The organism is Mycoplasmopsis agalactiae PG2 (assembly GCF_000063605.1).
Classification (GTDB): Bacteria; Bacillota_I; Bacilli_A; order Mycoplasmatales; family Metamycoplasmataceae; genus Mycoplasmopsis; species Mycoplasmopsis agalactiae.
The window spans coordinates 62,385-84,718 of sequence record NC_009497.1; the positions used below are offsets into that span (position 1 = coordinate 62,385).

Here is a 22,334-nt window from a genome sequence, read left to right on the forward strand (position 1 = left end):
TTTACCTACTTTCCAAGACAGAAGTTTTTAAACATCTCATCAAGCAGTAATTCATTGTCTGCACGACCAGTTATATCAGTCAAGTGACTTCAAGCCTGTCTAAGATCAATAATCACAACATCAGGATCATAACCTAGTTTTATTGACTTTATAGCATCTTCAAGCGACTTATGAGCCTGTTTTATAAGTGCTAACTGTCTAGAATTATTAACGTACTGATCATTGTTTAAGTCGACATTTTTAAAAACAGACACTAATTTTTCTTTTAGCGGATCTAAATCATTCAGCTTTGCACTTACATAAAGAAATTCATCGTTTGTTGTTTCAAGCAAATCCTTTTTGTTTATAACTGGAACATAAATTTTATTTAATGAATGTGCCTTATTTTTAATTTGCGAATCAAACTCATTATCATTTTGACTTGGATCATATATATGTAAGACAACATCTGCTTTTTCGATTTGTTCAAATGATTTATCAATGCCAATTTTTTCAATTTTTTCTTTAGTGTCTCTAATACCTGCTGTATCTATGAATTTAAATAAAAGTCCTTTATATTGTCACATAGCTTCAACTATGTCTCTAGTTGTGCCAGCAATATCTGTTACTATTGCTTTATCTTCTTCCAATATTGCGTTTAAAATAGAACTTTTTCCAACATTAGGCTTTCCCAAAATGGCTATTTTAATGCCTTCGAAGATCATTCTCGATGTTTGACTTAATTCAATAGTTTTGCTAATTTTGTTTCTAATAGATTCTAATCGTGATATTAGTTTGTCAGTAAAGGGGTTGTCAAAATCATATTCAGGATAGTCAATTGAAACTTCCATTTCACCTATCAAATAGGCTAATTCGTCTTTTAGATCCTGAATATACATTGATGTTTTTCCGTCAAATTTCTTAATGGCTAATTTAGTTTGACTAACTGTGCTAGCATGAATTAGATCATTAATTGCTTCAGCTTTAATAAGATCCATTTTGCCATTTAAAAAACTTCTTCTACTAAACTCACCAGGTTCAGCCAACCTTGCGCCATTAGCTAGTAATAATTCTAAAATACTATTAGTAATTACTACACCGCCATGACAGTTTATTTCAACTGTATCTTCGCCAACAAAATTATTTGTGCCTAAAAATCACATGCACAAAACTTCATCAATCACTTCGTTGCCATTCAAATTGTCAACAATGTTGCCAAAAGTAATTGTGTGACTAGTGCCCACCTTACCAGTAAAAATTTTCTTAACAACGTTGACACTATCTGGTCCGCTTACTCTAATGATTGAAATAGCTTGATTGATTTTTCCGCCTGATGAAATTGCTGTAATCGTGTCATTTATCATATTTCTAATTTTACAATAATATAAAACTAGTGAACTGGATTAAAGTGAACAAAAAAAGGAAAAACAGGCCATTTTTCCCGATTTTTTACTTCTTTTGATAATTGATATAAAAGTCTACTTATTAAGTTATGGAAAATGAAAATAAGTTTTGTAACACCTTTGCCAACTATGCAATGTTTCTAAATAGTGTCAAGTCGATATCATTACTAAAGAAAAATAATATAAGTGATCTAAAACTAAGAATAATTATTAATAATAAATTTTTAATTCATTCATTAGGTCTTAACTATTGCAAAACATTTTTTAGGAAGTATAGAAAAGATATTAGTGCTCTCATTAAGGATATTTTAACTAAAAGACTAACCGAAGAGCAAATTCTGCTTGATATTCCAAAAAGCAAGCGAAAATATTTTGAGAAAAAATTGGAGTCAATAAAAATACTGACCAATAATTTTGCTTATCCTTTGCTTAAGGACAACTATACTAATATTTTTGAATATTTTAAGATCAAACCTGAAACTAATAATGACACAACATATAACCATTGTCAGCTAATTGTAGTAAGTAAGCCGGATAATAAAAACAAAAGGTTAATTTTATATGGTATATCAAGCTCATTGTATGAATTTAAACATATTCAAAGCAGCAAATATTTTTATAACGAAAACAGATCGTATATAAATTGTGTATTTTTACCAATAAGCCTAAAATATAGGAGTATAAGTAAAAGCGAACTAAATCAGAAATACACTAAAATTGACCAATCGTTTTTAAATAAACGTAACTTAAAATATTAAAAGCTCCAATGAAGGAGCTTTAGGACAGTAATTACTTAGTTAACTTTGCAAAATAAGTTAGTGTTCTTATTAATTGAGCTGTATAAGACATTTCATTGTCATATCATGCAAAAATTTTATAAATTCTGTAGCCATTTGATTCTTTGATTTTTGTTAATGTTGAATCAAATATTGAACCATAGTGTGAACCTATCAGGTCTGAGGAAACAATAGGATCTGTTTCGTATTTAAGTGATAAGCTTGCTGCTTTTTCAAATGCTGCATTGACTTCCTCAACAGAAGGTTGCTTAGTTAATTGAACTGATAAGTCAACAAATGAACCAGTGATTGTTGGTACACGAAGTGCAAAACCATCAAGTTTACCGTCAGCTTCAGGAACAACAAGTCCGATTGCCTTAGCTGCCCCAGTTGAAGAAGGAACAATGTTATGTCCAGCAGCACGAGCACGGCGCAAGTCACCCTTACGGTGTGGACCATCTTGAAGCATTTGATCACCTGTAAATGAGTGAACTGTGGTCATGAATCCATTTTCAATACCAAAGTTATCTACTAAAACCTTAACTACAGGAGCTAAACAGTTTGTTGTACATGAAGCACCTGAGATAATTTCATCATCAGCAGATAGAATTTCATGGTTTACACCATAAACAACAGTTTTTACATCTTTACCAGCAGGAGCTGAAATAATAACTTTCTTAGCACCAGCATCTATGTGTTTGTGAGCAAGATCTTTTTTAACAAAAAAACCTGTACATTCTAAAACAATATCAATATTAAGTTCTTTTCAAGGCAGTAAGGCAGGATCTTTTTCAGAAAATACCTTGATTTCTTTGCCATTTACAATAAAAGCATCATCCTTAACAACTACATCAGCCTTTAATGGGCCAAAAGCAGTGTCATATTTTAATAAGTGCGCAAGCATTTTTGGTTCAGTTAAGTCATTAACTGCAACAATTTCTACTTCTTTATTATTTGTATCTAAAAGGTAACGAAGGGCGAGACGACCTATACGTCCAAAACCATTGATAGCGACTCTTTTCATATTTTCCCCCAAATTTTATTTTCTATTAAAATTATAGTTTAAACATTTTGCTTTTTGCACGGCGAAACAAGGTAGGAGAGTAAATATATGGCAATTTTTCCACTATTTTTGTGAAAAAAAATAAAACAGTGCATATGCTTTTAACACTGTTTTATAAATTAATAAGCAATTTTGTCGCTTCCAAAGTAAGGAATTAATTTTTTAGGAATTGAAACTGTTCCATCAGAATTTTGATAATTTTCTAAGATGGCTGCAATTAAACGATCTATTGCAAGACCAGAACCATTCATTGTGTGGGTGAATTTAACCTCATTGTTATCATCTCTGTATCTTATCATTGCCCTTCGTGCTTGGAAATCACCCATGTAAGAAACAGAACTAATTTCTCTATATTTTAATTCTGAAGGCAACCACACTTCTAAATCAACTGTTGTTCTAGACGAAAAACCAAGGTCTCCAGTGCAAAGTTGAAGCTCTCTATAAGGAAGTTCTAATTCTTCCAAGACTAATTTAGCTTGCTCCAACATTTGTTTAAATTCAAACTCTCAGTCTTCTTCAGAAGTAATTTTCACTAATTCAACTTTCTTAAATTGGTGACTTCTTATAATGCCTTTCATATCTTTGCCACCAGAACCCGCTTCTGATCTAAAGCATTCAGTGAATCCGGTCAATCTAACAGGCTGGCTAAGATCAATGATCTCATTATTATATAAATTAGTTAAAGGAACTTCGGCTGTAGGAATAAGATACATATTTGTTTGCTCCATAAAGAACAAATCATCCTTAAATTTTGGCAATTGCCCTGTACCAAAAAGTATTTCAGGTTTTACTAAAACAGGAACTGAATATTCCTTATAACCATTTGCAGTGTGTAAATCAAGCATAAAATTTTGCAGTGCACGAGCTAATTTGGCACCAGCACCTTTAAAAACAACAAATCTTGATCCTGATAATTTCACTGCTCTTTCAAAATCAAAAATATCTAATTTATTACCTATTTCATAATGCGGTAAAACATTTGAAACTAATTTTCTGCCTAAATTATCATGAGTATTTATTACCTGATTATCATTTTCATCTTTACCAACAGGAACTGAATCTAATGATATATTTGGTATGGATATTATTATTTCATAGGCTTTCTGGTCAAATTCATCAGCATTTTTTTCTAATTCAACAACATCCTTTTTTAAATTAGCAGCCTGCAACTTTAATTCATTCATTTTTGCTTTATCATCTTTAAAAGAACCAATTTGCCTACTTAATTTTGACAATTCTGATCTCTTAATTTGAGCATCATGCATAGCAGCTCCTCTTTTGTCAAGATAAGACAAAAGAGTGTCAAAAACAGAAACATCAAAGTTCCTATTTTCTAGTGCTTTTCTCACATAATCACGGTTATCATTTATAAATTTAATACTTAACATAAGACCTCTAATTTTGTTTATATTATTTTACAACTTAAAGTGCTTTATTGACAACTTATAAATCATTAGTGACCATAATGATAAATTTGAAGGCACAGCAATATTAATATCATTGTTTTTTATAAACTCTTTAAGCATTAAAGAACAAATTTGCTGCATTTTTGTCCTACATTCGCGTTTTTGAATCATGCAAAGCAAGTAACAAAGCGATAACAACTGCACAAACAAGCCCTTTTTTAATGATTTCAATAACTTGTCATCTTCAACTAACTTTAGGTTAGAAAAATCATCAAAAACGCTTTGGTATGAGGAAAAAAGTAATTTGAGCTTATCAGATCAAGCGCTTAAATTAGTAGCTGACGAATTTTTACGAATTTGGTATGTGTAAACTTTCTTTTTTATTCTTTTAAACTTAACATTTGTAAAGAAAAGCATATGCATAAAGCGAATATCTTCATATATTCCATCAGAAAACTTTTTATTATATTTTTTAACAATTTGAAAGTAAAAATCCCTTTTAATTAGCTTTCCTCAACAAACTGAAACATTATTATAGTAGTGCTCGATGGGAGAGTTAATATCATAATTAAGAAAGTGAGGCACCTCAGGCACCGAAATTCTTAAGTTTTTTGCATATTCATAATTATATAAAGCTTCAGCAACTAATAGGTCATAGTCATCATCCAAATTGTCCACAAAAGTTTTTATAGCATTTCTGTGTAATTTGTCATCGTCATCAACAAAAATAAAATATTTGCCAGTCGCCTTCTCAATCAGAAAGTGTCTGTTAAAACCTATACCTACATGTTCGTGGTAATCTTTTAAATCATAGACTTTAATTCTTGAATCTTTAACAGCATATTCGTTAATTATTTGCAGTGTGTTATCTGTTGAGTAGTCATTTAACAATACAATTTCTAAATTTTTATACGAGCTTTTTAAAACACTTTCTAAGGAAAAATAAGAGTTGTTTTCTATATTATGGCAAGGAATTAATACGCTAATTTTAGGATTAGCGTTATTGTTTTTTCTCGATTTATGCTTACTGCTCTTATTCATAGCTTAATTATACCAATATAGCCAGTTATAAATTGCTCTTTAGTTCCATTGTTTAGTGATGCTGTCATAATTTTAGTGTGATGCTTAAAACTTTTATGATTTAAACAACTTTTTGTGAAGCATTAAAATTAAAAAAGTCTAATTAAAAATTTTAGATGCTAGTTAAATTTATTTAATCAAAATCCCAGAATGACTGTTTTATAGTATTCTAAGCAAATGTAAACACAGTTTTTTGCTGCCTCAAAATTGTTAATTTATGATTTAGAATTTCAAAGTTTTATATATAATATTAACCATTACTAATTCAACATATATTTTTAACAGGAGGCAATATGAGTTTAAGAACATATCAACCTAAGAAAAGACAAAGAGCTAAAGTTCATGGCTTTCGTGCTAGAATGGCTACTGAAAATGGTAGAAAAGTTTTAGCAGCTAGAAGAGCTAAAGGAAGAAAAAGACTAACTGTTTCTGACGACAAGTAATTTTTAACACCTTATGAAAAAAGAATTTAGACTTCAAAAAAGTTGAGAATTTGATGAAATAATAAAGTCTAAAAAACAGTTCGCAAATAATTTTTTGGTTTTATACTACAAGCAAGCTAATAGTTTTAAGTTAGGTATTACAGTTCCTAAAAAGTTCTGTAATGCAGTTCTAAGAAATTATTATAAAAGGCAAGTCAAGGCAATTATTCATAAATTGAATGTCTATGATTTTAAATTCCACTGTGTTTTAATTTTACGAAAAGAGTTTTTGAATGAGAAATTTGATGCTAAATTTAGCGCTACACAAAAACTTTTTAACAAATTAAGAATAAATTAAGAGGAAGCTTACAAATGAAAGAATATAGATCAAGCAACTTCAATTATTTCTCTAACGAGGACAGACAAAAAGAAAAGAAAAAAAGCGCTTGAAAAAAAGTGTGATTTTGAATAAAAATTGTCTTTTATGTCCTTCTTTTTGGTATTGCAATGACAGGTTGCGTTCAGAGTTGCGTGGTTAAATCATCTAACTACACAGGAAATGGTATTGAATTTTATACCAGCAAAGAAAATGTCAGCCCACACATCACAACTTTTGACGCCACACATAAACTAACAAAAGAAGAAAGCACTCATTTACACGAAAATAAAGTTGATATAGGTCTTGGCGAAAAGGATCAATTATACTTTGATAAAAATGATGGTGCCAATTTCCATTTATCGCACAAAAATTACAAAGAAATTATTGACAATCTTAGAAGCACACACCAAGGCAGCTATGGTGCTTATAAAAATTGAAATACAGCCATTCAGTTAAGAGATTACGATAAAAAATTATGAAACAACAGACCTATTATCACAGGCACTGGTGAAAACTCAAATAATTATCTTTTTGCAGTTCAACCAGTGGAAGATGATAATGCTAAAGGCAGTTATAAAACCATTTATAATCCAAATGAATATAAAGAATGATTAGTAATAGACCCAACATTTAATTTTGATAGCAATTTTGTCTATGACAAAGAAAAAAATGTATTCAAAATAAATCCTGAAAATTCTAAATTAATAAATGAAGGCAAGTTTACAAGTAAATTAGAAGTAAACAATAACAGAAATAGCACACCATTTCTTTTTGATAAAGAACTTTCATACTTGTCATTTTCAAGCAAAAATGACTTCACTGGTTTTGCAAAATTCAGGAGAGACATTTTGGAAACATTAGCAACAAACACTTTCTATTCTGATAAATCTTCATACTATTTGAAAGCCTTATCACAAGTTGAAAGCAAGTTAAAAGAAGCAAATTATTCAGTTGACTATAATGGTTTTAACAAATATTTAGTAGATAAAATCAAGAATAAAAAAGCAAATGAATTAGAGTTTGCGCCAAATGTGTTTTATGCCCTTAAGTACTATAATAAAGCCCTAAACAAATATGCTAGTGAGTTGAATTTTAGTGCTTTAAACCAGATTTCACCTGTTAAAAATTCAGTTATTGAAGAAATTAATAACTTAAGCAATGACTATAATAAAATAAATGATAAAAACAGCAAAGAAGCTGTTGAATTAAAGAAAAAAATTACATCTTTAAACGAACAGTTAAGAAACACAAGTAGATTACTTTCTCCAGCTCCATATTCAACTATGACAGTTAAATTAACTGATGCAGTTAATATTCCTTATTCTGGAGATGAACCTCAAAGAGTTATACATAACTGATCTGATGCATGAAAATTAGGACCATTCTATGGATTACTAGTTTTCCCAACTGCTTGATTATCTGCTCATTTATCAACTAGCCTATCGCATTTAGGCGGATGAGGCACAATTATAGTAATATTGGTACTAACAATTATTTTACGTAGTGCTATGTTAGCTGTAACATTCAAACAAACTGTTAACCAGTCTAAGCAAGAAGAACTAAAATCTAAAAAAGCAAAAATTGATGCTAAATATGCAGATTTTAAAAACAACAAACAAATGAAGGCTAGACAACAACAAGAAGTTGCTGAGCTATACAAAAAGCATGGAATTAATCCGCTAGATGCCTTTGTGACAATGATAATCTCCTTGCCTGTGTTCATTATGATGTGAAGGGTTATCCAATCCTTACCTGAATTTAAATCAACGGTATGGTTAGGACTTTCATTTGCTGAAACGTCCTGAAGAAGATTATTCTTCTCTGGCGAATGGCAATATTTAGGACTTTTAGTTGTGGTTGCTGCTGTACAAGGTGTTGCGCAGTTCTTACCACAGATACTGAATAGAAAGAAATTTAAAGAGCGGACTAGCTTAGAAGAAGAAAAAGCACTCAAGAAAGCTAATAGAACTCAAAGAATTATGACTATTGTCTTCTTCTTTATAACATTAATATTCTCTGCTGGTCTTCAAGTTTATTGAATAATTTCTGGTATCTGAACTATTATCCAAACCTTAAGTATTCACAAATTTAAGAAATCAGCTTACTATAGAAGAAAGTATTTAGATAAGCACAAAGCTTAAAACAAAAATTCCTTGCATGCGCTTGGAATTTTTGTTTATCCCTATAAAAAAGCCACAAAAGAAGCACTAAAGTTTTATTGCTTTATTACTTTATTATTAATAAAATAACATAAAGTATTAAAATTAATATATAACTTAAAACAAAAAGGAGTTTTATGAAAATTTATATTGTTAAAAGCACTTCACCATATGAAACATTAGCATATGAAAACATAATAATGGAGGATCCAACTATTACAGGTGATGTTTTAGTGCTTTATCAACATGCAAATGCAATAATTATTGGTAATAACCAAAATGCTTATGAAGAAATTAATCGTGAATATGTTAGAGATCATAAAATTGCACTAGCAAGAAGAAAATCAGGTGGTGGTGCTGTTTACCATGATTTAGGTAACTTAAACTTTAGTTTTATTTCTGATAAGTCAGACAATAACAGTTATCAAAAGTTTCTTAGACCAATTCTTAATTTCTTAAACTCAATTGGTTTACAGTCAGAGTTTCACGGCAGAAATGACATTCATGCAAATGGATGCAAAATTAGCGGTAATGGTCAATACATAAGCGGCCACAGAATTGTTTCACACGGAACATTACTTTTTGACGTTGACATGACAATATTATCTAAAGCACTTAATCCAAACAAGATAAAATTTGAATCAAAAGGCATCAAATCAATCCGTTCTAGAGTTGCAAATATTAATGATTTATTGCCTAAAAAGATGACAGTTGATGAATTTAGAGACGCTTTAGTAAAATATTTTGTTGAAAACGAAGATAGCACACTTGAAGAAATTCCATATGAAAAGTATGCTCCAAAATTTGAAGAGCTAAGAAAATTATTTAGCTCTGAAAAATGAATATATGACCGTTCTGCAAACTTTACTTATACAAAAACTGAAAAATTCCCTGGCGGTCTTGTTACAGTTTATGGAACAATTGAAAACTCAATTATTAAAGACATTATTTTTGCGGGTGACTTTTTAAGTAAAAAAGATATCCGTGAAGTTGAACCATTATTCAAGGGCATTCGTTATGATGAAAAATCAGTTAGAGAAGTTCTTGCAAAAATTGATTTAGAAAACTACTTTGGAACTTTGACAGTTGATGAAATAGTTAAAATCATTTTAGGTTAGTAGTGAAAGCAACAGTTCCAATTAAAAATGAGCAAATTCATTACATTTATGAAGACGCTCCTGAAGGTACACCAGTACTTTTATTTATTCATGGGTTCAAAGACAGATCTAAAACAATTCAGCCGCTTTTAAGTATAAAAGACAGAAATTACTCTATTTATGCTCTAGACTTGCCAGGATGCGGAGAATCATCAAGTAATTTGGGCAGTTATTCAATTGAATTTTATGCAGAAGTTGTAAGAGAATTTATAAACAAAGTATTACCAGGTAAAAAAGTAATACTTATGGGCCACTCAATGGGCGCAGCAGTATCACTAATGTGTTTTGATATTGCTAATGTAAAAGAGTTAGTTTTAGTTGCGCCGTTTAATTACTATGCAGGACTTAATGCTGACTATGAGCAAGGAAAAAGATGAATGCTTCCTGAAAGCATTGAAGATGCAGTTGAAGCATATAAAGCTTTAGTTTATAATCCAAATATATTTTATATAAAAGGCATACAAGCTTTTGCAATGCAAGATATTCAGAATAAAGAAAAAACAAAAGCTATGTTTTCTTACATTGTTGATAATCAGTTTTTTAATAAATCATACTTAGAAAATGTATTAAAACCGCTGTATCAAAATGCTAAAAAACCATACACATTAATCTATGCTAAAAATGACTTATTTACTACTGAAGAAGAAATGCTTAGGTTAATTGATGATATCCCAACCATAACTCCTTTTGCCTTAGAAGAATGCGGCCATGCTGTGTTTTTTCAAAAAGCTAATAAAGTAAATGAAATAGTAAGCAACATTGCGCAAACCTTAAAAGCCAAATAATGCTGTAAAACAGCCAAAAAAAGCAGAAAATATGTTCAATTTTCTTGCTTTATTTTTTTATTAATATTCTGAATATTAATGCAATTTATGATGCTTTTTTTGTTAATGGAAGCAACTATGTTTCTGCCTGATTTGTAATAATTTTTGGCCTCTTAGGAATGTCAATGACCCTTATTTTAGGTCTTCCACAAGCCATACATTTATATAGGTTTAAGCAAACAGGCAATGTTAAATATTATTCATACTGAATGTTTTTAATAGGTATATTATCATGAATCTTTTTAGGAGCTTTTGATCCTGTACAAAAGATGTTTGCTATAGTTATTTCAAATTGCATTTGCTCATTAATTTATGTAATCACATTATGATTAACATACAGATATTCAAGTGATTTAAAACGCAAAAAAATCAGTGAATTGTATTAACTACATCCTTGGCATTATCAATTTTTGTTATTTGTTTAGCTATCTCAGCACTTATTTTAAAATGAAAATTGCCACAAATTGCGCAAATGAGCATAGCACAAATAGTACCAATAATTACAACTTTTGCTTTCTTGCCCCAAGTGCTTAAGGCTATAGATACTAGAGACTATTCTGGAATGTCTGTTTCAATGGTATGAACATTCATTTTAGCCAATATATTTTGAACCTCATATTGAGTATTTTTTATTATTAATGCTGGCATAGCGCCGCAATTAATTAGTGCCCTAATATGACAAATTTTATCTCTTTTACTATATTCATTTTTACTAATAAAAATGAATCTGCAAGTCAAAATTGACAAAAAGAAAACTAATACTACCAATGGAGAAATTTATGTATAAATCAAAGTTAACACTCAAAGAAACACAACAAGCCATCCAGGATCTTAAATTTGCATTTACCAAAAAGCTTAACCAAGAGTTAAACTTAACAAGAGTGTCTGCCCCCTTATTTGTTACATCAAACTCAAAAATTAACGACGGATTAAACGGGGATATTCCTGTTATTTTTTCACCAAATAAATGAAGCGAGAACATTGAAATTGTTCATTCATTAGCTAAGTGAAAAAGATCGGCTTTATCAAGATATAAATTTTTACCAGGCGAAGGGCTATGAACAGATATGAATGCAATTCGCAAGGATGATGAAGTTGATTATAAGCATTCATTATATGTGGATCAGTGAGATTGAGAATTAATCATAAACAAAGAGGATAGGAATATTAATTTCCTTAAGAAAATTGTCGAAACTATCTATAAATCAATTAGATACGTCGAAAACAAAGTCAACTTTAAATACCCTGCTTTATCTCAAAAACTTCCAGTGAACTTAACATTTATTAGCTCTGAACAGCTATATAGAGAGTATCCAAGTGTCAGTCCTGAAGAAAGAGAAAATATAGTAGCAAGAAAATATGGAGCAGTCTTTATTTATAAAATTGGTCACACTTTGCCTGATGGATTGCCACATTCAAAAAGAGCGTTTGATTATGATGACTGAAATTTAAATGGTGATTTAGTTTTCTATGATGCTGTTAATGATGCAGCATTAGAAATTTCATCAATGGGTATTAGAGTTGATGCTGATTCATTAACAAAACAAGCAAAAATTTGCAATAAAACTGATAACGATATGGGTGAATATCATAGAGCTATACTTACTCAAAAATTACCTTACACAATCGGTGGTGGAATTGGACAAAGCAGACTAAGTATGTTTTTATTAGAAAAGAAACATATTGGTGAAGTTCAAGCAAGCGTTTGACCAGATGAACACAAAGAATCATTTGAAAAACAAGGCGTTAACTTACTTTAATCAAATTTTCCAAAAAGCCTATAAAACAGGCTTTTTTGTTTTATTAAGCAACTTTTTAAACAATTTATAACATAAAAATAAAGAAATTAATTTTATATATAGATTTAGTCTTAATATAATATATATATGAGTTCTGTTGGTTATAAAAGATTTGAAGCATTTTGCAAGGCTAACAACATAGAAATTAATAGCGAATTACAAGGAACCGAACTGGTTCTTTTTAATCAAAAATATGATGATAATTCAAATGAGAAGCTCAAAATAGAGTTTCGTTTTAAAAATCCTATTTCATATGAAACTATTAAAAAAATAAAGTCATTTATACGTTTAAACAAGGATAGATTAGACGTATCTTTTGTTGTTTCAAACGATTCATACAATAAAAATAGTATCTTACAATATGTTTATCAAATAATAGACAAAACACGTTTTAAGACTTTGAATCAGATTAATTGGGAAAACAAGTTTTATGTAGATGACAACCATACTGGCCACTTTGAAAACATTGACAGAGACTTTGAAAATCAATATGGGATTTTGTTAAGCAAGTTGCTTAATAAACTCAAAGAATATGGATTTGTTTTGCTCAATTTTTCTTATGACTATATTCAATCTTCTCCAGAAAGCTACTCAAAATCGGAGGAAGCAGCAAAACAAAATGAAAAAATAAAGCAAGAGCTCTTGAAAAAAATGATTGAACTAGATTCATCTTCTGATAAATATGATTCTTATAACTCAAACCCACTTAAAGTAAAAAGAAACTTTAATAAAAGCTATACAACTTATTCAATAAAAGATTTAGCTACTGCCCCAAACAGAATAAATGTTGAGTTTGTGGGGTTATTATTTGCATCTAAAAAAAGTTTTTCTAAAAATAAAAAACTTACCATTCAGTTTAAAGTTAGTGATTTTCAAAGTGCAGTTAACTGCACATGATTTTTAGACACTGACTGACTTAGCAATGAGCAAAAAAACTTAATTAATCCAGATAATCAATCGTGAGTAAAAGTTAAGGGATCAATTCCAAGTGCTGAAAAAATTAAGGGCAACAACTTCTTTATTTATGTTGATTCCCTTGAATTAACTGATTCTCCTTTAAACATTAAAGAGGATATAGTAAGCGAAGATAGGAAGAGAGTTGAGTTTCATATTTCGACAAAAATGAACACAATGGATGGTCTTTTTAATGCTGATGATTTTGTAGAAAGAGCAAAAAGATGAAAAATGCCTGCAGTTGGCATAATGGACACTGATGGTGCTCAAGGATATCCAAAGTTATTTAATAAAGCTAAAAAAGCCGGAATAAAAGCTATTTATGGAACTGCTTTTACTACTATAAATAAGGCAAATGAGGCAATTTTGGGAAATGTTCCAAATGGCAACTTTAAAGACTATTCATATGTGTCATTTGACATTGAAACAACAGGTTTAAGTCCCAAATTTCATGAAATAATTGAATTTGGTGCTGTAGATATTAATCAGGATTTAAAAGTTGGAGAAGTAACTCAATTTTTCATTAAACCGCAAGCAAAAATAGGTGCTTTTACAACTGAGCTTACTGGTATCACTCAACAAATGCTTGATTCTGAAGGATTAAGTATAAAAGATGGCTTACAAAGAATTTATGATTGCTTAGATGGCAAAGTTGCAATTGCACACAATGCAAAGTTTGACTTTAATTTTTTAAAAGAGCAATTTAGACTTAATAATGTACCGTTCCCAAATGTTACAGTTATTGATACTTTAATAGCTTCTAGAATAGGCTTTCCAAATTACAAAAGGCATAAATTAGAAGATGTTACATCCAGACTTGGTGTTGTTTATGATCCAAACGTTGCACACCGTGGGGATTATGATGCTAAAGTTCTTGCAAATGTTTGAGTTAACATAATTTCTGAGCTAAATTCTAAAAATATATTTACTTTTGAAGACTTAGGCAACTTTACTTCTAATGATTTATATGCAAAAATGCACGGCTATGAAGTTTCAACTATTGCTTTAAATAACAAAGGATTAAAAAAGCAATTTGAGCTTATAACAGATTGCTTAACTAAAAAATTTATAAATGGCCCAATAACTTTTAAAGAGGATTTTGTCAACTTAGATAGATCTGACGTTTTAGTAGGATCAGGAACTTTAAAAGGCCTTTTGATTGATAAGTACTTTTACTCTTCGCATGATGATTTTATAAAAGAATTAAAACATTATGACTTTATTGAAATCCCAGCACCGCAATGCTTCGAGCACTGAATAAAATATGGCTTCATAACTACTAAGCAGCTACATGATGGCTTAAGTGAAATTATTTCTGAAGCTAAAAAACATTCAAAAATTTGTATAGCTACTGCTGATGTAAAATACCTAGATCCATGGGATAAAGAAATTTTTATGTCCTTAGTTTATGCTAAAGGTATAAAGAATGCAAGACATTACTTATTTGACTATAAAAAAGCCGAAGAAGGAAAATTAGTTATACCAAATCAAAGGTTTTTAACTACCGATGAAATGTTAGAACAATTTGCTTTTTTAAATGATAAAAAGCTAGCTGAAGAAATTGTTATTGACAATACTCAAAAAATTGCCAATATGGCCGAAAATATTGAAGTAATAAAAACTGGCTTATTTACACCAGAATTCGACGATTCTAAGAAAAAATTACATGATTTAGTTTATAAAAATGCTCATGCAAAATATGGCGAAAACTTGCCTGAATTGATTCAAAAAAGAATTGACTCTGAACTTAATCCCATTATCAAATATGGTTTTGATGTGATTTATTGAATTAGTTATAAATTAGTTAAGCTGTCAATTGACCAAGGTTTTATAGTAGGAAGCCGGGGATCAATTGGTTCATCTTTTGTGGCTTCATTAATTGGTATTTCTGAAGTTAATCCACTTGTGCCTCATTATTGCTGTCCTAAGTGTAAGCATTTTGAAATAGCTAATGTTTCAGGTATCACTAGTGGATATGATTTGCCTGATAAGACTTGCCCACAGTGTCATACGAAAATTAAGGGCGATGGACAAAGCATTCCGTTTGAAACATTTTTAGGCTTCAATGCTGATAAAGTTCCTGATATTGACCTTAACTTTACCGGAGAATTTCAAGGCGTGGTTCACGAAGAAATCCTTAAGCTTTTTGGAGAAAGCCATACTTTTAGGGCTGGTACCATATCAAAAGTTGCTGAAAAAACAGCTTTTGGCTATGTAAAGTCATATGCTGAGCAAACTAGACAGAACATACCACAAATTTTTGTTGAGTTTTTAGCTAACAGAATTAAGGATGTTAAAAGAACAACAGGTCAGCATCCTGGAGGAATAATTATTATTCCAAAGCAGTTTGATATTTTTGACTTTACCCCAATCAACTATCCAGCTAATGACCAAAGTTCTTCATGATTAACAACTCACTTCGATTACAAAGCAATTCATGATAATGTTCTAAAATTTGACATCTTAGGACATGATAACCCAACTTCAATTAAATTATTAGAGCAATACACTGGTATAAATATTTATGACGTTCCCAAAAATGATGAAAGTGTTATAAAGCTTTTTAGCTCTACTGAACCAATGGGAATTAAACCTGATCAAATTTCAAATGAAAAAACTGGAGCTATTGGTTTGCCAGAATTTGGTACTTCTTTTGTTAGACAAATGCTTAATGATATTAAGCCAAAAACTGTAGCTGACTTAATTTCAATTTCGGGTCTTAGTCACGGAACTAATGTTTGAATAAACAATGCAGATGAGTTAGTTTTAGAAAAAGGCCGCAAGCTTAATGAAGTTGTTTGTTGTAGGGACGACATTATGCCTATGCTAATTGCTAAAGGCATTGAACCTCTTATGTCATTTACTTTGATGGAAAAAGTTAGAAAAGGAAAAGGACTTTCGAACGAAGAAGTTGGGCTTTTAGAAAAACATAATGTTCCAGACTGGCTAATTAAAAGTATGCAAAAAATTGAGTACCTTTTCCCAAAAGCGCATGCTACCGCCTATGTTACAATGGCACTATGAATAGCCTGATTTAAGCTTTATGAACCTTTGGCATTTTATGCTAGTTATTTTACAGCTCACTCAAAAGCTGATGACATAGAAAATATGATTGATAAGCCAAATGGTATTAAAGTGTCAAAAAGGCTTTATGAATTAAAGAAAACTGAAGACAGAAGTAATAAAGAAAATGATCTTATTGGTGTGTTCGAAGTTGCTGAAGAATTATATGCTCGTGGTTTTTATATATCTAATGTTGATATTGATAAATCACAAGCCGAAAAGTGATTAATTGATAAGGAAAGAGGCTGCTTAATTCCGCCATTTTCAACAATTGAGAGCTTAGGGTCAGTTAAGGCAAACGATATTGTTAATGCCAGAGCAGAAAAAGCATTTTTATCTAAAGAAGATTTCAAAATTAGGACTGGAGTTTCTAAAACTGTTTTTGATACCATGAACAGAATGAAAATTTTAGATAGCCTAAATGATTCTGATCAATTAACTCTGTTTTAACCAATAAGCCTATAAAATAGGGACATAAGTCATCCCTATTTTTTTATATTTATATTGTTGCAAAAACAAAAAAATTTACTATAATACTGTAACAGTGGTCGCGTAGCTCAGCAGGATAGAGCACAAGCCTTCTAAGCTTGTTGTCAGAGGTTCGAATCCTCTCGTGATCGCCATTTTTTTATTTTTGCAAGAAAAAATAAAAGTGACGCTTATTTTTATAATAAAATTTTATAACTGTGTGTTCACATAGCTCACCAGGTAGAGCACAAGCCTCCTAAGCTTGGGGTAATGGGTTCAATTCCCATTGTGAACGCCATTTTTTTATTCACTTTTATTAAGCAATGAGCATAATTTTGGGATTTTTTAAAAAAAGTTAAAAACTCATTAAAAAGCTTTAAAATTTATTAATATGAAAAATTTAGCAAATGAATTAAGACCTAAAACGTTGGACGATATTATTGGGCAAAAATCTGTTGTGGAGTTACTAAAAAAAGTTGCCAGAGATAAAATTTACTCAAGTTTTATATTTTTTGGTGAATCAGGCACTGGCAAGACATCAGCAGCAGTTGCACTAGCTAATGACTTAGGTCTAAAATATGATTATTTTAATGCTTCAGTCAACTCAAAAGCTGAATTAATCAAGATGCTTGCGGATAATGACGTTTTAATAATTGATGAAATTCATAGGCTAAATAAAGATAAGCAAGATATTTTACTTTCATACTTAGAGTTTGACAAAATAATTATTTATGCAACAACTACGGAAAATCCTTATTTTAGAGTAAATCCAGCCCTAAGAAGTAGAATGCAAATTTTGCAATTTACTAAATTAAGCGAACAAGAAATGTTTGAAGGCATAAAACATAATTTAAAAAAGTATTTTCCTGATTACCAAATGGATGAATCAACAATTAAGGTGTTTGTAAAGTTATCTAATGGCGACTATAGATCATGTCTTAACAATTTGCAAATTTTGACTTTGATGAGTAAAAACAAGCAAATAAGTTTAGATGACATTAAAAAATTCGTACCAAATATCTCGTTTTATAGTGATGAAAATTCATCAGCTCACTATAACAATCTTTCAGCTTTTCATAAATCTCTTCGTGGTTCTGATGTAGATGCAGCATTATATTACGGAGCAATTATTGTTAAGTCAGGTGATTTGCAAGGATTGTTTAGAAGGCTAATAGCATGTAGCTATGAAGATGTAGGGTTAGCTGATCCTAATTTGCAAATTAGAGTAAAAAACGCTATTGATTGTGCTGAGTTACTTGGTTTACCTGAAGCAAGATTACCCATTTTTTATGCGATTATATCTGTAGCCTTAGCGTCCAAGAGCAATTCAGTTTATGAAGCTATTTCAAATGTTGAAGGTTATATTAATCAAGGAAATATTTACGATGTACCTAAATTTTTGCGTGATGGTCACTATGCATCAGCAGTTAAACTAGGAGATTCTATAGGTTATAAATATCCACATGATTTTCCTAATCACATTGTAAAACAGGAGTATTTGCCGAAAGAAGCTAAAGGAAATCAATTCTTTTTTCCAAAAGAAACCGATTCTAAGAAAATAACAGAATACTATAAGTTTATAAAACAACTACAAGGAGAAAAATAATGAGTTCTAAGATAAATTGAGAAGAAATAAAAAGTTTTGAAGAGTATAAGCAAGCTAAAAATCTAGTTTTTGGTGCAGGCAGCGAGATTGAAGAATTAAAGGCAAAAATCAAAAATTCTAGCCCTGAAGAGCGTAAATTAATTGGTATTAAAATCAGTGAGCTAAAGATATTTTATGAAGCTAAGTTTAAAGAGGTTGAGAAGAGGCTTGAAAAGGAGAAAATAAATAAAATCATTGAAAGTGAATTTATTGATGTAACTAAGCCATTAAAACAATTAGGCTCATTGCACCCAATTAGTATTATTGAACAAAGGCTTAGGGATTGATTTGTCCAAAATGGCTATTTTGAAGCCACAGGCGACGAGATTACTGATGAAGAATATAACTTTGAAAGACTGAATATTCCGCAAAATCATCCTGCGCGTGCAACCCATGATTCGCTTTATATTTCAAACAATATTTTATTAAGAACTCATAACACTGGAATAACTGCTTATGAGTTAGAGAAAAATGCTAACAAGTGTGCAAGTATCTTTTCAATAGGAAAGGTTTATAGAAATGATGAAGATGATGCAACTCACTCACACCAATTTACTCAGCTGGATTTTGTAAGTGTAGGCCAACAAGTTAGTTTCCCAAATTTAATATGAACCCTTAAATCGCTATTATCTTATGTTTTTGAAGAAGAGTTAGAAATAAGACTAAGGCCAAGTTATTTCCCTTTTACTGAACCAAGTGTTGAAGTTGATATCTTTTATAAAAATAAATGAATTGAAGTGCTCGGAGCAGGAATGTTACATTCTAATGTGATGACAAAAGCTGGTTATGACAGCAAAAAATTTCATGGATTTGCAGCTGGCTTAGGATTAGAAAGACTAACAATGATAAAGTACGGAATAACTGACATTAGATATTTATATAAAAATGATTTAAGAACACTTTTACAGTTTAAGAATGAAAAATAAGTTTGCTGAATTTATTAACAATGAATCTCGAAAACCCTATTTTATAGAGTTAATGGCTTCTATAGACAAGGAAAAAAGTAAGTTCAATGTGTTTCCTAGCGACGAGAAAATATTTGAGTGTCTTAAATATAGCAGTCCTGAGAAATTAAAACTAATTATTATTGGGCAAGATCCATATTACAAAAAAGGATTTGCTGATGGCTTAGCTTTTAGTACTGAAAGTTCAAAATGCCCAAAAAGTTTAGGAAACGTTTTATTTGAACTAAAAAAAGACTACCCGGAGGCTGTAATTGAGACATTTAGTCTAAAATCCTGAGCCAAAAATCACATTTTGCTACTTAATAGTGTGCTAACAGTTAGTGAAGACAGGCCAAATAGCCACAGTAATTTTGGATGAGAAATTTTTGTTTCTAATTTATTAGATTTTATTTTAAAGCAAAATAAAAAAGTGATTTTTGGTGCTTGGGGCAACAAGGCCTTTTCATTAATTAAGGATAAAGTTGCAGAGGACAGAATAATATTTACTTCCCATCCTTCACCACTAAGTTATTCAAAAACAAAAAATAGTTTCAAGGATTCACATTTTTTCAAAAAAGTTAATGCAAAATTGACCAATCCAATTGATTTTAGCATTAGAAAGGAAAATTAATATGATCATTTCTCTTAGAGAAATCAATAAATATATGCCTGAAATAAATTTAGATAGCTCAATTGAAAAAAGTATAAACAACTTAGGCTATGAAGTTGAGAGCATAAAACAATTCAGTGATGTAAAGGGTATAAAATTTGGATATGTGCTTGATGTTTTTAAAAATGAAAACAGCAAAAACCTTAATATTGTTAGCATAAAAACAAACACAGGCATTATAACTATCCAGACAACTGCTACAAATGTGAAAAAGAATCACTGAATTGTTGCTTTTGTCGAAGGGGCAAGCAAAGGCGAGATAGTTTTTGGTAAAAAAGAAATGGCTGGCGTTGTCTCTAATGGAATGCTTGCAAGTTATTCAGAGTTAGGTTATGACAGTTCATTGCTACCATTTGATCCCAACGGTGTTATTTTATTGGACGATTCGTCAATTAATGAAGATTTAGATCCAATTAAATATTTTAATTTAGACGACTACATAATTGATATTACTACACCAGCCAATAGAGCAGAAACCAATTCATATTATGTACTTGCTATGGAATTAGCGGCTTACTATAAAACTAAATTTGTATGGCCAAATTTGCTACCAAAAGACAACTATCGTTTTAGAAGTAATATAAAAGTTTCTAAAAATGAAGCAACTGAATTAACATTTTTTGAAGCAAGACTTAAAAATAACAAAACAAGCTTAAAAGATATTTTGTTCTTAGCTAAGCACGGCATAAATGCAAAAGGTCTTTACGCTATTGATTTAACAAACATTGCTCTTTTAGTTGCGGGAGTTCCATGTCATGTTTATGACAAAAATAAGATTGGGAAATCATTATCATGTTCTAAATTTAGTGGTGAACTTGAGATTTTAGGCGGCAAGAAAGTAAGTGTTTCTGATGTTCTTGCAATTAAAGATGAAACAGGCGTAATTTCTTTAGCATCAGTTATGGGTTGCGAAAACTCGGCAGTTGACGAGAATACTAAAGAAGTTGTATTTGAAGTAGGTTTATTTGATCCATTATTAGTTAGACATGGTGCTAGAGAAATCAAAATGGATACAGCCTCATCAATTCAAGCAGGAAGAGCACTTAATTCACAAATTGTATTTAATGGAATTTCCTTTTTAAAGTATAAATCAGCCTTAGACTGTCAATCTGTTAGCCAGATTGTTAATATTCCCAAAGTTAAAAAAGGCAAATCAGTTATCCAAAGCAGAAAGAAATTATCAATCTATGCCAACTGTAACATTAAAGATTTATCAATATTTGATGATGTAGAAAAAACTCTTAAAAAAATTGGTTTTTCAATGGACAAAAACAGAGTTATAGCTCCGACATACAGAAGCGATATACAGCATTATGAAGATGTGATTGAAGAGTATTTTAGATTTTATGGATACAGCAATTTCAAACCCGAAGCACCAAAATTAGAATTATATAAAGTTGCACATTCAGTCGATAATAAAAATATACTTCAGTCGCTAGGCTATAACGAAATAAGAACTTTTAGTTTAATTTCTTCTGAAATGAACATACTTAATCCTTTTAATTTTGAAAGCACAGTTAAGTTAATGACTTTTGTTTCTAAAGAAAGAGAAGAAGTTAGAAACTCTATAATTCCATCATTATTAGAATCTGCAGAATTTAATCTAAAAAGAAAAATAAACAATGTTTCATTATTTGAGCATGGAATGATTAATGACAATAAATTTGTTTATGGTCTATTATCAAATGAAAAGTCATTTGACGAAATTAAGCAAGATATTTATAACTTTTTAAAAGTTGATAATTTAGAATTTATTCCTTTTAAAGATAATGAACTTATTCACCCTAATGTATCAGCAAAAATTATCTACAATGGCTGTTTTATAGGATGAATTGGAAAAGTACATCCATCATATAATGCTTCTAATTTTTGAGTTGCAGAATTTATGAATGTAAACAATAATTTAAAAGTTGAGTTTAATGTCTATGACCCTAGTCCTTTAAAGTCAATAGACTTAACTTTCACAATTAATTCAAATGAAGCAATTGCATCAAAAATTAGTGAAATTAATGAAATATCTAAGTCATTTAGCATTATGCAAATTGATTCATTTACTAATGGTGATAAAAGAAATGTAACACTAAGAGTAACTGGCAGTTTTGAAGAAATCAACAAGATTAATGAAATTTTTAATAAAAAATAA

The 22,334-nt window shown here is 30.3% G+C and carries 16 protein-coding genes, 2 tRNA genes and 1 pseudogene; 15 read left to right on the forward strand and 4 right to left on the reverse strand.

Annotated features, from left to right (window positions below; translation table 4 throughout):
* Window positions 1–5 precede the first annotated feature (5 nt).
* Window positions 6–1,343: a tRNA uridine-5-carboxymethylaminomethyl(34) synthesis GTPase MnmE gene (gene mnmE, locus MAG_RS00280; protein ID WP_011949235.1), complete on the reverse strand. Its 1,338-nt coding sequence runs from the start codon at window positions 1,341–1,343 to the stop codon at window positions 6–8.
* A 128-nt stretch (window positions 1,344–1,471) separates the two neighbouring features.
* Here mnmE and MAG_RS00285 point away from each other — a divergent pair, with 128 nt between their 5' ends.
* Window positions 1,472–2,140: a hypothetical protein gene (locus MAG_RS00285; protein WP_011949236.1), complete on the forward strand. Its 669-nt coding sequence runs from the start codon at window positions 1,472–1,474 to the stop codon at window positions 2,138–2,140.
* A gap of 31 nt (window positions 2,141–2,171) precedes the next feature.
* Here MAG_RS00285 and gap read toward each other — a convergent pair whose 3' ends face one another.
* The 3 genes from gap to MAG_RS00300 form a co-directional block, all read right to left on the reverse strand.
* Window positions 2,172–3,182, reverse strand: a complete 1,011-nt coding sequence (gene gap, locus MAG_RS00290; RefSeq protein ID WP_011949237.1) for a type I glyceraldehyde-3-phosphate dehydrogenase — start codon at window positions 3,180–3,182, stop codon at window positions 2,172–2,174.
* 158 nt (window positions 3,183–3,340) lie between these two features.
* Window positions 3,341–4,609 carry a serine--tRNA ligase gene (gene serS / locus MAG_RS00295; RefSeq protein ID WP_011949238.1) on the reverse strand — a complete coding sequence of 423 codons (1,269 nt, stop codon included), beginning with the start codon at window positions 4,607–4,609 and terminating at the stop codon, window positions 3,341–3,343.
* Between the two features lie 27 nt (window positions 4,610–4,636).
* Entirely contained in the window at window positions 4,637–5,668 is a 1,032-nt protein-coding gene (locus MAG_RS00300) for a glycosyltransferase family 2 protein (protein ID WP_011949239.1), read from the reverse strand.
* A 332-nt stretch (window positions 5,669–6,000) separates the two neighbouring features.
* Here MAG_RS00300 and rpmH point away from each other — a divergent pair, with 332 nt between their 5' ends.
* From rpmH to MAG_RS00370, 14 genes and pseudogenes are all read left to right on the forward strand, one after another.
* The gene (rpmH, locus tag MAG_RS00305) at window positions 6,001–6,150 is read left to right on the forward strand and encodes a 50S ribosomal protein L34 (protein ID WP_004024238.1); all 150 of its coding nucleotides are present in this window, start codon (window positions 6,001–6,003) and stop codon (window positions 6,148–6,150) included.
* A 13-nt stretch (window positions 6,151–6,163) separates the two neighbouring features.
* Window positions 6,164–6,487, forward strand: a complete 324-nt coding sequence (rnpA, locus tag MAG_RS00310) for a ribonuclease P protein component (RefSeq protein WP_011949240.1) — start codon at window positions 6,164–6,166, stop codon at window positions 6,485–6,487.
* Between the two features lie 14 nt (window positions 6,488–6,501).
* A complete protein-coding gene (yidC, locus tag MAG_RS00315; RefSeq protein ID WP_011949241.1) occupies window positions 6,502–8,649 on the forward strand; it encodes a membrane protein insertase YidC in 2,148 nt (715 codons plus the stop codon).
* A gap of 155 nt (window positions 8,650–8,804) precedes the next feature.
* Complete coding sequence (locus tag MAG_RS00320) at window positions 8,805–9,785, forward strand: lipoate--protein ligase (RefSeq protein WP_011949242.1); 981 nt, start codon at window positions 8,805–8,807, stop codon at window positions 9,783–9,785.
* Between the two features lie 2 nt (window positions 9,786–9,787).
* On the forward strand, window positions 9,788–10,609 hold the full coding sequence (locus MAG_RS00325) for an alpha/beta fold hydrolase (RefSeq protein ID WP_011949243.1): 822 nt from the start codon (window positions 9,788–9,790) through the stop codon (window positions 10,607–10,609).
* Between the two features lie 68 nt (window positions 10,610–10,677).
* Window positions 10,678–11,435 (forward strand): annotated as a pseudogene (locus MAG_RS04650) (PQ-loop domain-containing transporter).
* Window positions 11,428–12,408 (forward strand): aspartate--ammonia ligase, encoded by a 981-nt coding sequence (gene asnA, locus MAG_RS00335; protein WP_011949245.1) that lies wholly within the window; start codon window positions 11,428–11,430, stop codon window positions 12,406–12,408. Before MAG_RS04650 ends, asnA begins: the two are co-directional and overlap by 8 nt.
* Before the next feature lie 126 nt (window positions 12,409–12,534).
* Complete coding sequence (locus MAG_RS00340; RefSeq protein ID WP_011949246.1) at window positions 12,535–16,914, forward strand: PolC-type DNA polymerase III; 4,380 nt, start codon at window positions 12,535–12,537, stop codon at window positions 16,912–16,914.
* Window positions 16,915–17,010: 96 nt separating this feature from the next.
* Window positions 17,011–17,087: transfer RNA gene (locus MAG_RS00345), tRNA-Arg, on the forward strand.
* A 67-nt stretch (window positions 17,088–17,154) separates the two neighbouring features.
* Window positions 17,155–17,230: transfer RNA gene (locus MAG_RS00350), tRNA-Arg, on the forward strand.
* 93 nt (window positions 17,231–17,323) lie between these two features.
* A complete protein-coding gene (locus MAG_RS00355; RefSeq protein ID WP_011949247.1) occupies window positions 17,324–18,538 on the forward strand; it encodes a replication-associated recombination protein A in 1,215 nt (404 codons plus the stop codon).
* A complete protein-coding gene (gene pheS / locus MAG_RS00360) occupies window positions 18,538–19,503 on the forward strand; it encodes a phenylalanine--tRNA ligase subunit alpha (RefSeq protein ID WP_011949248.1) in 966 nt (321 codons plus the stop codon). The genes MAG_RS00355 and pheS overlap by 1 nt, the downstream gene beginning before the upstream one ends.
* A complete protein-coding gene (locus tag MAG_RS00365) occupies window positions 19,493–20,152 on the forward strand; it encodes a uracil-DNA glycosylase (protein ID WP_011949249.1) in 660 nt (219 codons plus the stop codon). The genes pheS and MAG_RS00365 overlap by 11 nt, the downstream gene beginning before the upstream one ends.
* A 1-nt stretch (window position 20,153) precedes the next feature.
* Window positions 20,154–22,334: a phenylalanine--tRNA ligase subunit beta gene (locus MAG_RS00370; protein WP_011949250.1), complete on the forward strand. Its 2,181-nt coding sequence runs from the start codon at window positions 20,154–20,156 to the stop codon at window positions 22,332–22,334.